The 13,187-nt window shown below is 58.1% G+C and carries 17 protein-coding genes; 9 read left to right on the top strand and 8 right to left on the bottom strand.

The window, feature by feature from the left end; translation table 11 throughout:
- Positions 1-50 precede the first annotated feature (50 nt).
- From arsC to KI792_08960, 3 genes are all read left to right on the top strand, one after another.
- On the top strand, positions 51-482 hold the full coding sequence (gene arsC / locus KI792_08970) for an arsenate reductase (glutaredoxin) (protein ID MBV6633149.1): 432 nt from the start codon (positions 51-53) through the stop codon (positions 480-482).
- Positions 483-487: 5 nt separating this feature from the next.
- A complete protein-coding gene (locus KI792_08965) occupies positions 488-1,177 on the top strand; it encodes an aquaporin family protein (protein MBV6633148.1) in 690 nt (229 codons plus the stop codon).
- Positions 1,178-1,259: 82 nt separating this feature from the next.
- A complete protein-coding gene (locus KI792_08960; GenBank protein ID MBV6633147.1) occupies positions 1,260-1,646 on the top strand; it encodes a hypothetical protein in 387 nt (128 codons plus the stop codon).
- Between the two features lie 26 nt (positions 1,647-1,672).
- On the opposite strand, the gene KI792_08955 is transcribed toward KI792_08960, so the two are convergent.
- From KI792_08955 to KI792_08940, 4 genes are all read right to left on the bottom strand, one after another.
- Positions 1,673-2,374 carry a hypothetical protein gene (locus KI792_08955; protein MBV6633146.1) on the bottom strand — a complete coding sequence of 234 codons (702 nt, stop codon included), beginning with the start codon at positions 2,372-2,374 and terminating at the stop codon, positions 1,673-1,675.
- A 20-nt stretch (positions 2,375-2,394) separates the two neighbouring features.
- On the bottom strand, positions 2,395-2,886 hold the full coding sequence (locus KI792_08950) for a hypothetical protein (protein MBV6633145.1): 492 nt from the start codon (positions 2,884-2,886) through the stop codon (positions 2,395-2,397).
- 194 nt (positions 2,887-3,080) lie between these two features.
- Positions 3,081-4,439, bottom strand: a complete 1,359-nt coding sequence (gene amt, locus KI792_08945) for an ammonium transporter (protein MBV6633144.1) — start codon at positions 4,437-4,439, stop codon at positions 3,081-3,083.
- Between the two features lie 59 nt (positions 4,440-4,498).
- Complete coding sequence (locus KI792_08940) at positions 4,499-4,837, bottom strand: P-II family nitrogen regulator (protein MBV6633143.1); 339 nt, start codon at positions 4,835-4,837, stop codon at positions 4,499-4,501.
- Positions 4,838-5,211: 374 nt separating this feature from the next.
- Here KI792_08940 and KI792_08935 point away from each other — a divergent pair, with 374 nt between their 5' ends.
- Entirely contained in the window at positions 5,212-6,465 is a 1,254-nt protein-coding gene (locus KI792_08935) for a UbiH/UbiF/VisC/COQ6 family ubiquinone biosynthesis hydroxylase (GenBank protein MBV6633142.1), read from the top strand.
- A gap of 6 nt (positions 6,466-6,471) precedes the next feature.
- Here KI792_08935 and KI792_08930 read toward each other — a convergent pair whose 3' ends face one another.
- On the bottom strand, positions 6,472-7,110 hold the full coding sequence (locus KI792_08930; protein ID MBV6633141.1) for a hypothetical protein: 639 nt from the start codon (positions 7,108-7,110) through the stop codon (positions 6,472-6,474).
- A gap of 177 nt (positions 7,111-7,287) precedes the next feature.
- Between KI792_08930 and KI792_08925 the strand changes: the two genes are divergently transcribed.
- The 4 genes from KI792_08925 (at position 7,288) to KI792_08910 (ending at position 9,545) form a co-directional block, all read left to right on the top strand.
- Positions 7,288-7,677 (top strand): hypothetical protein, encoded by a 390-nt coding sequence (locus KI792_08925; protein MBV6633140.1) that lies wholly within the window; start codon positions 7,288-7,290, stop codon positions 7,675-7,677.
- 3 nt (positions 7,678-7,680) lie between these two features.
- Positions 7,681-8,427, top strand: a complete 747-nt coding sequence (locus KI792_08920; GenBank protein MBV6633139.1) for a helix-turn-helix transcriptional regulator — start codon at positions 7,681-7,683, stop codon at positions 8,425-8,427.
- Complete coding sequence (locus KI792_08915; protein MBV6633138.1) at positions 8,424-9,074, top strand: hypothetical protein; 651 nt, start codon at positions 8,424-8,426, stop codon at positions 9,072-9,074. Before KI792_08920 ends, KI792_08915 begins: the two co-directional genes overlap by 4 nt.
- Before the next feature lie 117 nt (positions 9,075-9,191).
- A complete protein-coding gene (locus KI792_08910; protein MBV6633137.1) occupies positions 9,192-9,545 on the top strand; it encodes a hypothetical protein in 354 nt (117 codons plus the stop codon).
- Positions 9,546-9,563: 18 nt separating this feature from the next.
- Here the strand turns inward: KI792_08910 and KI792_08905 are convergent, their stop codons facing one another.
- Positions 9,564-9,866: a hypothetical protein gene (locus KI792_08905; GenBank protein MBV6633136.1), complete on the bottom strand. Its 303-nt coding sequence runs from the start codon at positions 9,864-9,866 to the stop codon at positions 9,564-9,566.
- A gap of 312 nt (positions 9,867-10,178) precedes the next feature.
- On the opposite strand from KI792_08905, the gene KI792_08900 reads away from it, so the two are divergent.
- Entirely contained in the window at positions 10,179-10,862 is a 684-nt protein-coding gene (locus KI792_08900) for a DUF1194 domain-containing protein (protein ID MBV6633135.1), read from the top strand.
- A 663-nt stretch (positions 10,863-11,525) separates the two neighbouring features.
- Here the strand turns inward: KI792_08900 and KI792_08895 are convergent.
- Positions 11,526-12,965 (bottom strand): MFS transporter, encoded by a 1,440-nt coding sequence (locus KI792_08895; GenBank protein MBV6633134.1) that lies wholly within the window; start codon positions 12,963-12,965, stop codon positions 11,526-11,528.
- 27 nt (positions 12,966-12,992) lie between these two features.
- Positions 12,993-13,187 (bottom strand): hypothetical protein (locus tag KI792_08890; protein ID MBV6633133.1); only part of this gene is annotated, 195 nt, incomplete at its 5' end.

Raw genomic sequence — 13,187 nt, 5'->3', positions numbered from 1 at the left:
GCAGCGCAATTGACCCAAGCCGACGACCTTTGAACGAAAAAGGAAGTAGCATGAGCGCCACCATCTATCACAACCCCAAATGTGGAACCTCCCGGAACACGCTGGCACTCTTGCGTGCCGCCGGGTTGGAGCCGGAGGTCGTGGAATATCTAAAGACCCCGCCCAGCCGCGAACGCCTGTCCGCGCTGATCAAATCATCGGGCCTGTCCATCCGCGACGTGTTGCGGGAGAAGGGCACGCCGTTTCAAGAGCTTGGCCTTGGCGATGAAACCCTCAGTGATGATCAGCTGCTTGATGCGATGATGGGGCATCCGATCCTGATCAACCGTCCCCTGGTCGAAACGCCCTTAGGTGTGCGCCTATCACGGCCATCGGAGGTGGTGATTGAGATCCTGACCGGTGAGCAGAAGGACCAGCTGACAGAGCAAGGTTTCATCAAAGAAGACGGCCAGATCGTCATTCCCAAGCCGGGGCAATCGTAAGCTTTATGACAGTGAATACAGCGCGGGCGCTTGCCGCCGAGGCCCTGGGCACCGCCTTTCTGCTCATGACGGTGGTTGGCTCCGGCATCATGGCGGAGCGATTGGCCGATGGTAATGTCGCCATCGCCCTGCTTGGCAACACGATCCCAACCGGCGCCATTCTGGTGGTGCTGATCACCCTGTTTGGCCCCATCTCTGGCGCGCATTTCAACCCGGCGGTGACCCTCGCTTTCCTGATGCGGCGGGAGATCAGTGCCGTTCTGGCGCTGGGCTATGTGGCCGTGCAGGTGGTTGCTGGCGTGCTGGGCACCCTCGCCGCCCATGCGATGTTTGAGCATCCGCTGCTGGTACTAGGCATCGCGGAACGGACAGGCCCGGGCCAATGGCTGGCTGAGTTTATCGCCACCTTTGGGTTGGTGCTGACCATTCTGGTTGCCCTCCGCCATGCGCAGGCGGCGATCCCCTGGCTGGTCGGCCTTTACATTACGGCGGCGTATTGGTTCACGGCCTCCACCTCCTTTGCCAATCCGGCGGTGACCATCGCACGGCTGTTTACGGACACCTTTGCCGGTATCCGGCCCATTGATGCGCCAGGCTTTATCGCGGCACAGCTGGTTGGCGCGGTCGCCGCAGTTTTCGTGGTGAGGTGGCTGATTTCACCGGCATCCGACGCTGAGACAACCGCCAACAACTAGTGCAGCAGGTATTTTAAACGCGAATTTCCTTGTAACCAGGCCATCAACACGTCACCTTTCCTATTAAGTGGAAGTGAGAAGGATGACGATGCCGCTCGATGGCACGGTGACGGGGGCAGCCCCCGCCGACAATAGGGCACATAGCACCAGACGAGGGGCAGGGACGCGCCAGCGAACCCACACAGAGCCCCGCGCCGCTTCCTACCGCAACGGTGCCGATCCACGCAGACAACGTCTTCAAGAACCATCAGGTGAGCTGATCCCATCAGGCGTCCGCCGAACCGTGAAGCTTGGTTCTGGTCCTGGCTATGTTGAGGAACGGAAACTAGCGACCCAGATCACCGGCCATGCCCCCGGCAGTAAGATGCCAGACGGTGCAATCTACTTCTCCAGCGGCCCAGACGCGGCACAGGCCGTGCCAGTGCCAGCGCCAAACCAAGCGCCACAGCATACCCACCAGCCTCACTAGGCTGATTACCCGATATACAGATGTTGCTAAGGGCGACGTGTTCGCCGGTTGTCCGGTGCTGCACCATCGGCACCTGGCTTCGGTGTGACCGGCAATTGCGGGAAGTCGAGCATCCGCTCGCTGTAAGACCGGGCCTCGCCAGCTAGGCGCGGCGTTTCTGGGGAGCCGGCACCAACCAAAATCACTGGTAGTGATTGCTGATTAACCCGGTGTAGGGCCATCAGAAGGCTCGTCATATCTGGCTTTGAGAAGCCTTGCATTTCACCCACCGGGATAACGACCACCTTGCCCACGGCCTTGGTTGCTTTGCCCAGCTCTTCCAACAGATCGGGCAAATCCATGCTCATCTCACCGCTATCGGCGACGCCGATCTCGGTATCCTTCAGCCGGACATCATCGCCTAAATGGGCACGGCGGAAGCCACTAACAACGCGTTTAAGGCGGTCCACAGGGCCGTTATCACCCTCAATCCGCTTACCGACAAAAACCGCCACGCGGGCCAGCTGCTCGGCCAGGGAGTTATCAACCGCACCATGAAGCGGCATGCCGTAATTTCGGTGATCCATCACGGTGCCAAGGATGGCATTGATCGCACGGCCGCGCTGTTCCTCGGTCTCACCGATCATGACCATGCTGCGGCCCAGGCGACCGCGCAGGCTGCGTTCGACCGCTAGATCGACCGCCTCAATAATCTCGTCGGATATGGCTGGGGCGGGTTTCTCGGTCACTGTATCGCTAACTTGGCTGCTTACATGCCTGTCGCCATGGCGATGCGGTACCCCACATCACGTTTGGCGGCTTTGGCTTTTGTGGCCGCATCGGCATAGGCGTATTTTTGCGCAATGTCGGCGGAGAAATTGGATTTGAACACCTTATCGGCGAGTGGTTCGACAGCGCTGCGGAAGGCTTGAAACTTCTCAGTCCAGCGGGGGTCGGTGACAACGTCGGGATAGGTCATCGGCGGTGGATTAGGCCGACGATAGGTTAAAAGCAAGCTGCTATTGCTCTCGGCCAGTGGCTCCAGATGCTTTTTAGCCGTGACCAGCAAAGCCTTGCTGTCAGCATCCATCAGGCGCCCCGTACTGCGCAGGGCGCGATCGATCTTCTTCACCATCTTATCGGCGGTCATCCAGCCATCAGCGGCGAAGGTAGTGGTAGGTTTGTAGGTGCCTTTCACCAGGCCGATCACTTCCAGCGTTGTGGTTTCCGGCGTTTCACGGCCGAGTAGTCTCGCAAGCATTTGGGGGCGTTTCCGTTCTTTTTGTCTTTGAACTGTAACATTCGACCTAACGCATGAAATCGCCAAACGGTTCGCGCACAACGCATTCCTGAAGGCTTGCAAGACGGCAAAAGAAACGGCCCGGCGGAACACTCCGTCGGGCCGTTTAACTATCTGTTTTCAGTCGCTAAACCGCGACATCGGCTAAAGCCGAATTAGGCGAGGGTTTGTGAGCCGTGGCCAAATTCTGGATAGGCTTCCATGCCCAGCTCAGCTTTATCAAGGCCAGCTTCCTCGTCCTCTTCAGTGACGCGGATGCCAATGGTTGCCTTCAGAGCGAACCAGACAATCGCGCTGGTCACAGAGACGAAGACACCAACGGCCAGGATACCGATGATTTGGACCATGAAGGTGCCGCTACCGAAGATAGCGACAGCGAGCGTGCCCCAGATACCAGCAACCAAGTGAGCTGAGATCGCGCCGACCACGTCATCGACCTTCATCTTATCGATGGCGGGAATGGCGAAGACGACTAGCGCACCACCGATACCGCCGACGATGATCGACAGCAGGTGGTTGGTCAGGTCGGGACCAGCGGTGATGGCCACCAGGCCACCAATGGCACCGTTCAGGGCCATGGTTAGGTCGACCTTCTTGAACAGCGCTTGGCTAACCAGCATCGCGGCAACCACACCAGCAGCAGCGGCGAGGTTGGTGTTCACGAAGACAATCGCCATGGCAGAGGCGTCGAGGGCAGAACCCAGCGCCAGCTGTGAGCCACCGTTGAAGCCGAACCAGCCGAGCCACAGGACGAAGGTACCGAGTGTGGCCAATGGCAGGTTTGCACCCGGCATTGGGTTCACAGTGCCGTCTGGGCCGAACTTGCCCTTACGTGGACCGAGGATGAAGGCACCAACCAGGGCAGCCCAGCCACCGACAGAGTGCACAATCGTTGAGCCTGCGAAATCGCTAAAGCCCATCTCGGACAGCCAGCCACCGCCCCAGGTCCAGGAACCCTGGATCGGGTAGATGATGCCGGTCAGCACGACAACGAAGATCAGGAACGGCCAGAGTTTGATCCGCTCAGCCAGGGTGCCGGAGACGATCGACGCAGCGGTCGCAACGAACACCATCTGGAAGAACCAGTCAGACATCACCGAGTAACCGTTGTCAGTCACAGCAGCAATCAGCGCTGGGGTGGCCTCATCAGCACCAAGCAGGGCCAACTCAGCCTCAGAGGTGTTGTAGAGGAAGGAGAACGAGCCGATGTAGCCGCTCACATCCGTGTACATAAGATCGTAGCCGATCAGGTAGTACATGATGCCCGCCACGGAATAGAGGGCGATGTTCTTCAGGCAGATGGTCGCCGTGTTCTTGGACCGGACGAGGCCGCTCTCAAGCATGGCGAAACCAGCGGCCATCCACATGACCAAGGCGCCGCAAATCAGGAATGAGAAGGTATTAAATACAAAAGCGGTTTCATCCGAAACGGCAGCCGCCGCCGGATCCGCCGGCATCATGAACGCGGCAATACCCGCGGCCATCAATGCCCATTTGGTAAGGTTGAGTTTCATCTTATCGGTTCTCCGCAAACGTTTAGTGGGGAAGCTGATTAAGCTGTGAGTGAAGGGTGCTAGACCGCCTCGGCATCGGTCTCGCCGGTGCGAATACGCACGGCTTTAGCCACGTCGAGGACAAAGATTTTGCCATCGCCGATACGGCCGGTATTCGCAGCTTTCTGGATCGCTTCGGCCGCTTGATCAGCCAAATCGTCACTCACCACGATTTCTAATTTCACCTTGGGCAGGAAGCTGACCGAGTACTCAGCCCCCCGATAGATTTCTGTCTGACCTTTTTGACGCCCGAAGCCTTTAACTTCAGACACGGTCAAACCTTCGACGCCGAGCGCGGTGAGCGCCTCACGGACATCGTCAAGTTTGAATGGCTTGATGATCGCTAGAATGAGTTTCATCGGTGGCCAACGCCTCCCCTTATAACGCCGCTGGTGATTTCAGGCCGTCATCGGGCCAAGCGGCAAATTTCCGACAAGCGCTTTTACAAGATGCGTGCCGTCTTTTGTGCAGCGCGGCATATTTGAGTTAACCAGTTGAAAAGATTTTAAAATTTATTCTGCACCAGAGCTGGCTGCCGAATATGCGCGCATCATTACCGCTGGTTTTTTGTGCACTTATCAGAGGCAGCCTCGAATATCTGCCCAATATTTAGCCAATTCAGACTCTGGCGCTGCGTCTTGGTTGCGACGTTTCCACACTTTTTGCTGCGCGCCTGCTGTCGCCATATTAGGAACTGTAGAGACAGCTACCCCGTTCACCGGTTGAAAACGCCATGCCTGCCACCAAACAGCCCAAGCCTGAACGAACAGAGATTGTCATCGTCGGCGGTGGCCTTGCCGGTATGACCCTAGCCAGCTTGCTGGGCACTGCCGGTGTGGATTGTGTTTGCCTGGACAGGCTGGGCATGCCCGCCATGACAGACAAAACCTATGACGGGCGCACCACCGCGATCTCGCTTGCCAGCCGCCGGGTACTGGAGGCCGCGGGGGTTTGGGATCTAGTCCTCGACCGTGGTCAGGCTGAACCGATTAAAGACATTCGGATCGCCGATGACTTCGCCCCCCTGTTCCTACATTTCGATAGCCAAGATGTGGGGGATGAGCCGTTTGGGCATATCGTTGATAACCGCGACCTTCGCCTGGCAATGATCTCCCGGATTGAGGCGCTGCCCAGCGTGCGGCTAGAGGCCCCCATGGCAGTGACGAAAACCGAGCAGCGCGGCGGCAAGGTTGAAGTGCACCTTGAAGATGGCCGAGTGATTGAGGCGGCACTGCTGGTTGGGGCCGATGGCCGCCAATCCCCAACGCGCCAAGCCGCCGGGATCGGGATCGATCACTGGAAGTACAATCAGACCGCCATCGTCTGTAACGTCACCCATAGCAAGCCGCATAACAATTTGGCGCTTGAGCACTTCATGCCGGCCGGGCCCTTTGCCGTCCTGCCGATGACGGATGCCGCCGATGGCCGGTCGAGATCTTCCGTTGTCTGGACCGAGGCACCCAGCAAGGCGGCCAGCATGGTTGAGCTAGGCGAAGAGCATTTCAACCAAGAGCTACAGAACCGGTTCGGGGAGTATCTGGGCGAAGTTGCGGTGGAAGGCCGACGCTTCACCTACCCGCTTAGCGTCTTACACGCCCGGTCATACATCGCACCGCGCACCGCCCTGGTGGCGGAGGCTGCCCACGCCATCCACCCCATTGCTGGGCAAGGGCTGAACCTGGGCATGCGTGATGTCGCGGCCCTGGCAGAACTGGTGGTCGATAAGAAACGCCTGGGCCTCGATATCGGATCAACGGATGTGCTGACCCGTTACCAGCGGTGGCGGCGCCGGGATAATGTCACGCTGATGGTGGTGACAGACGGCCTAAACCGCCTGTTCTCCAACCGTGTGGGACCGGTTCGGCGGCTGCGCCAGCTAGGGCTCGCCGCTGTCGAGCGTCTTCCACCAGCAAAACGTTTCTTCATGCGTCACGCGATGGGCAGCGTAGGGAGCTTGCCACGGATCGTGCGCGGTGAAGCGCTTTGATTTCAGCTAATAGGCACTGACCGCCCTCATCAGATTGACCCGCGCCTGTTCCTCATACCGTTTTAGGAAATAGGGGAACTTGTAGATCTGCGGGCGCGCCAAGAATGACCTCAAAATCTCGGATCGTTTGGCCCGGTAGGTGTGATTGGGCACGAAGCTGTATTCCCGGCGAATACCTTCCTCATAAGTCACAAAATCTCTCGGCTTACTGCCAAGAATGGCGAGGTCGATATCTAGCATCACCCGAATAGAGCGCTGATACGCCCCCGGGCCCGGATTGTGATCTTTGGTGGCCAGGATCATATCTTGAACTGACCGGATTCGGCTTTGATCCACCTGATGTTGATCAAGGAAAATGCCGAGCCAATCGGCACTCCGCTGCTCGTTGTCGTCGGCATGAACATTGTAGATCGCATCATGGAACCAGATTGCCATAGCCACACGGTCTGCCCACTCGATCCGGTCCGCCACCAGATCAAGCTGGCGTAAACTCGCCGCCAGATGGGTCAGGTTGTGATAGTAGCGATGGCCCTGATCATAGGCCTGGATCAGTTGGTTAAATGTCGTAACGCAGGGTGGCAGACCCCACTGGGTCATCAGGTTGCGCCACCGATCTGCTAGGTCCTGCTGTATGTCAGCCGTCATCTCGATCCCCCTTCTGGTTACGAGTGATGAATGGGCTGCCTCACACATACGGGCATATGCAAACAGCGTGCCAAAACAGCAACACTTCTTAAAATGACCAGCAGCCATCTGCGTAGTCGGTTTTTGAAAGCCTAAGGGCGATATCGGCAATAGCCTTGGGTAAAACTGGAGCACCCAATGGCACTTATCACCACCATCTGCTGGGCCTTGCTTGCCCTTCTTCATTTGGCACCCGCCGCCGTTCTGGCCATGCCCGGACTAACCCAGAGCCTTTACCAGCTCGATCCCAACGGCACGGCGGGGGTGCTAATCATCCATCGCGGCGCCCTGTTTCTGGGCATTGTGGTGGTTGCTGTCTGGGCAGCTTTTGACCACCGCGCCAGGCCAGTGGCCAGCGTGGTGACAGCGATCAGCATGATTGGCTTCTTGCTGGTCTATGCCCGGGCAGGATTGCCCGACGGGGCGTTAAGGACCATTGCGATTGCCGATCTGATCGGCTTGGCGCCACTGGCCATCGCGAGTTATCAATGCTGGGTAAGGACATGCGAGATCGACCCGATGGGATAGAACATGGATGGCGGCAGGACAGCGTTTGAAACCGGTCACGTCTCGGTCACTCAAACCCGTGCCGCCTATACCGGACCAGGCCTTGCACTCGACCCCCACCGAAATGCGGTGGCTACCATTGCGATTGACCTCGACCGACCATATCAGCTGACCCTGTTCGACGGTGCGGACAAACCCGGCAGCGCAACCAGCAAGACCATTGCCCTGATACCGCCCGGGCAGCTGCACCACCTTGTGGCGATGGGGCCCATGGCCTTCCTCTATCTGGATGCCCTAAGCGACGATCATCACGCGCTTCAACATGTGGATTTAAGCCCTGCCTATGACCGCTTAATGGCGGCAGGGGCGGCCGCGCTTAAAGACGCCGACGCGCTTGCTATGGCGCTGGGTGTACCAACGCGTGGGGCACCCGACCCCCGGTTGGTTCCAATCATTCGCCAGATTGATGAAGAGCCCGAGGCCTTTGACACCATCGCCGGGGCCGCAGCCTTAGTGCCGCTATCCCCATCCCGGTTTCAAGCCCTGTTCCGGCAGGCGACAGGCCTACCCTTTCGTCGCTACCGGTTGTGGCGGCGCATGGCGCGGGTGGTCACGCTGCTACGCCAGGGGCGGGACCTAACCATGGCCGCGCATGAGGCGGGTTTCGCGAGCTCGGGCCATTTGAGTGCTGCATTCAAGGACATGTTTGGGCTAACACCATCAGCATTGCATGCCATCCTTAGGGCCGGACCAGCGGATAACACGCCATGACCGATAGCCAGATTGCCTCCCTCTTCGTCACCCGCCTCTATCGCGCCCAGCTAGGCAGCCTTGCCGAGACGCTGGACCCGCCGCTTGAGCACGCAACGAACCCGGGTGAACTTGAAGCCTCTTGCCTTTCCATTGCCGAGGATGATGAGGCGGGCCAGGCCTGGTGTGAAGAAAAGGGGTATCCCGGCTATACCAGCTATGGCTCGCTGAACGACCTACCGTGGCGGTTTCCTGTCTTTGCCGACCTTAAGCGGATGCTGGACGCCCATGTGGTTGCGTTCATTGAGGAGCTTGAGTTCGATCTGGGCGGGAAGGAAGTCACGCTGGACAGTCTGTGGATCAATATCCTGGGCCCAGGCGGTACCCATTCAGGTCATATCCACCCGCACAGCATCATCAGCGGCACCACCTATGTCACCATGCCCCCGGGCGCCAGCGCCATCCGGTTTGAGGATCCCCGCCTGGCCATGATGATGGCAGCGCCAGGGCGTCTGGCGGAGGCACGCCAAGATCAGCGCCAATTCGTCTATGTGCAGCCCGAATCCGGCGATGTGCTGCTCTGGGAGAGCTGGCTTCGCCATGAAGTCTTGTTGAACGACACAGATGAAGAACGCATCAGCGTTAGTTTCAACTATCGCTGGGGCTAGCAGATAGGGTGTTCACTACCGGTTGAAAACGCCGATTTGACTTGAATATCAAACGCATCAAGGTACCCTTCTTATTAGGTATTCCAGTTATTTATGGGTTGGGGGCTTGTTGATCCAATGACTGTTCGTTCGGTTCTTTTCGCCGCGTTAGGCATCTCAATGATTGGGCTGGGGACAATCGTGGCACCAAGCTCAACCATGGCTCAAAGCGGCTACGAACAATCGGTTTTCTATCCGGTTCAATATGAGGGTCCAGACCGAACGGTTCCCGGCATCATTCAACGGGTTAACCAGCTTCAGTCCCAATGCATTAATGCCCGGGTGATCAACACCCAGCTTGCCACCAATCTAGAGCGACAGGTCGTTGCCTATGGGCGGCGCGTTAGGTGGCAAAATGATGAGGGTGAATCGATGCGTGAGGCGATCCAGCAGGTCTGGCTTACCCGTTACTACTGTCGTCCACGCGGCTAATCGTCGAATTCGGACCGGTTAGCAGAACAGTTCCATCTCGAACGACCCGGCATAAATCTCAGCAAGGTATTTGATGTCTTGCTCACTCAGCTGCGCGCGAGAAAAGGCGATTGAGTTCAGCTGATTACGCAAACGATTGAGCAATGTTGGTGAGCCACGACCGGAACGGCAACGTTGGATCGTGTCATTCACACTCGCGGTAAATGCAGCGATCTGTGGGTTCTGCCCATTGTAAATAATCTGCCCATTCGGTGAGTCCGGGTCGCCAGCGGCAGCATAAGCACCGGGCGCAGCACTGATCAGACCAATGACCAGGGCCACAACTAAAGATCTACGAAGGCTTGGGCAGTTCATAACGACTCTGATTTCGTTGATTTATTCACTCTCAACACCTTAGCAGAGTTGGGCGCAAAAATCCCCAATTACCGACCGCGCAAAGGGCCCGGCGAGAACCGGCGATAACACAAGAATTTGTGCACCCACTCGGGTAAGCTGACCGGCATGCGCGTATGGACCCACCAATCACTCGGTAGAGCATCTTGGACCACCCTCAGTTTAGCGCTTTTGACGCTAGTGCTTATTGGTTTGGTCCCGGTGTACAGCGATGCACAGTCGGGGTCTTCACCCCTGCCAGTGTCCACCGAACTTGTAATCGCCGCCGACGGTTCAGGCTCAATCTCAGATGCTGAACTGGCGGTGCAGCGAGAGGGGTACGCAGCCGCGATTACGGACCCGCAGGTGTTAAGCGTCATTCAATCCAGTAGCTTTGGCCGGCTGGCCGTCGCCTATATCGAATGGGGCGGTGCGGATAGTCAGGAGATCATCGCCGATTGGCATTTGATCGAGACCGCGGAGGACGCCGAACGCTTCGCCGCCGTGCTGCGGCAAACACCGCGCAAGGCCTATGGCTGGAACTCAATCTCCAACGCCATCTTCAAGGGTGCCCAGATGATTGAGGGCAATGCCTATGACGGGTTCAACAAGGTGATCGATGTCTCAGGCGATAGTGGTCAACGGGGCGGCAGACCGTTGGAGGCGGTACGCCAAGCCGTCATCGCACAGGGCATCACCATCAACGGCCTCGCGCTTAACTATCGCGGCGGTGGGATGAGTGGCCCGCGCGGGGAACCACTAGAGCTGCATTACAAACGCGACATCATCGGCGGCCCCGGCGCCTTCGTCATGACCGTCGAAGAACCCGAAGAATTCCACGACGCGATCCTTAACAAACTGGTGCGGGAGTTAGCTTTCAATAAGCCAGAAACCGACCCAGCAACGGACACAACCATGGTAGCTAAAGGAGTTGTGAGGCGTTAAGATAGTATGGCGTGTTTAGCGTAAAGGTTTAACGCAACTCGTCGTCAGGCGATGTCTCAAAGCATAAAGTAAGAGGCGATGAAGCTTCTCCTGATAATCCTTATGTTGGTATCGGCGCCAATCTCGGCANATGCCAGCAGCCTGAACTACGAATTGATGTTCGGGAAGAGGAGCAAGTCCGCACACCCGGATTGGTTGAAGGACTTGCAGAGCGTCAGCCCGGAGGAACGCGGCGACCCAAGAATTCGCCTGCAGGAAAAGAGACTTCGACAGCCAGCATTTCTGCTAGCTGCACCCAAAGAGGTAAGGGTGTTCCGCACACCAAATGATCAGTTCTTCCTGGGCAGAGAAAAAGACAGCTTAGATCCACGTCAACTATCTGATGGCCTTCTACTTGAGGTGGTGTCGAACAAGATCCACACGCGCTATAGCGCTGGACCATCCCGCATTTACTTTGCTGGCCGAAAACTACCTGACCTATCGCAACGTTGGCGCCTAGATATCACCAGTATTTTCCCAATGTGCCGTGAGGTCATCCTTAGAATGACGCCTTACTTTGCTGAGTCGGGAAGCATGAGCAGCCTGTATATGTTCCACCTCAGACACTACGCTCATATGACTTCTGACCACGGCGCTAACTGCAACTGAAGCAAGCCGTCTAGCCTAGCCGTGAACCCCACCAGTGCCACCTTTGACAAAGGCCAAAGCGGCGAGTGCGCTTAATAGGGAAAGCCCAGCACCGACCCAGGCCGAAGTGGCGAACCCAATCAACAGATTGTCCGCTGAGTTGATCAGCACCAGACCCAGCAATGCCGTGGCGACGAGGCCGGCGATGCGTGAGATCGCGTTGTTGATGCCAGAGGCAACGCCCGCAAACCGATCGCCAGCACTGTTCAAAACCGCGGTGGTGAGCGGCGCCACTGAGGCCGCCATGCCGAGCGCTAGCACCAACAGCCCTGGCAGGACATGCAGCCAGTAGATGACCCCCTCATCCGGCATGAGGGAGAAAAGTAGGAAGCCCAGGCCAACCAGCCCGGAGCCGACCACCAACAGTGTTCGGGTGCCAAACTTCTCAGTCAGTGTACCGCCAACACTGCGGGATAACAGGCCCATCACCAACGGGAAGGGCAAGATCGCGGCCCCAGCGGCGGTGGCACTAAACCCCAGCTCATCAATCAGGACGTAGGGCAACAGAACCAGCAACCCGCCGAGTGCCATGTACAAAAACAGGGTCAGCAACGAGAGACCTGCGAAGGTTGAGTTGTTGAAGAGGGTGAGCGGGGTCATGGCCGCCTCCCCCTTGCGCCGCTCAACCAGTAAGAAGGCAATCGAAAGCACAATCCCCACCGTCAAAGCACCCAGCACAATCCCCGTCGCGCCCTGATCAGGGAAAGCCACCAGTGCCCAGATCAGCGCGAACAACGCCGCCCCAGAAAGACCGGCACCGGCCCAATCCAGGGGCACCAGGCTATCGGGATCGGCGGTGCTCTCCCGCACCGACCGGCGGGCGACAATCATCGCGTAAAGCGCTACCGGCGTAACCGCGACAAAGGCCCAACGCCACCCGGCGAAATCAACAATCACCCCGCCCATAACCGGGGCCAGCGCACCGGCAATAGCGCCAGCGGCAGCCCAGGTGCCAATGGCTACACCCCGCTCTTTACCGGAAAAACCGTCAGCGATAATCGCGAGGGAGGTTGGCGCCAACATCGCCGCCCCCAGCCCCTCCAACGCGCGACCGAGCATCAGGACTGGGAAGCTCCACGCCACCGCACAGATCACACAAGCGGCGGCAAAGATGCCAAGCCCCGCCATGAAGATCCGTTTGCGCCCATAACGATCACCCATGGCCCCACCGATCAGCACCAAAGCGCCAAGGGGCAACAGGTAGGCATTCACAATCCACTGCACCCCGGTTGGGCCGACAGCAAAATCCGCCTGCATCTGCGGCAGGGCCACATTGATGATCGACCCAACAATAAAGGCGAGGCTGGACCCCAACACAGTGGCCAGCAGGGTGCCGCGCTGATCCGGGCAATCCACATGCAGCTCACCATTCTCGCTCGCGGCGGAGGTACAGGGCAGCGGCAGGGCGTTGGTCATGACGGTTACTTCATTGGGGCCGTGGGATTACGGCAGCTGGTCGAGCAGGTGCTCCATCGCAATGAAGGCGTCATCGGAAAGGCCCGCGGTGAACAGGGTCGTATCATGGTCTGACAGGTGGCGCCATTCGGCCGAGAAAAGGTCATTGCCGCCGTCATGCCAGTAAACCAAGCCATGATCTGCCGACTGCTCAACCACCAAGCCGTAGCCGTAGAAGGTATC

It is taken from the genome of Alphaproteobacteria bacterium SS10 (genome assembly GCA_019192455.1).
In the GTDB taxonomy this organism is placed as follows: Bacteria; Pseudomonadota; Alphaproteobacteria; order TMED2; family TMED2; genus TMED2.
The sequence above is the reverse complement of the archived record's forward strand: the minus strand, read 5'-3'. Positions and strand labels throughout refer to the sequence as shown.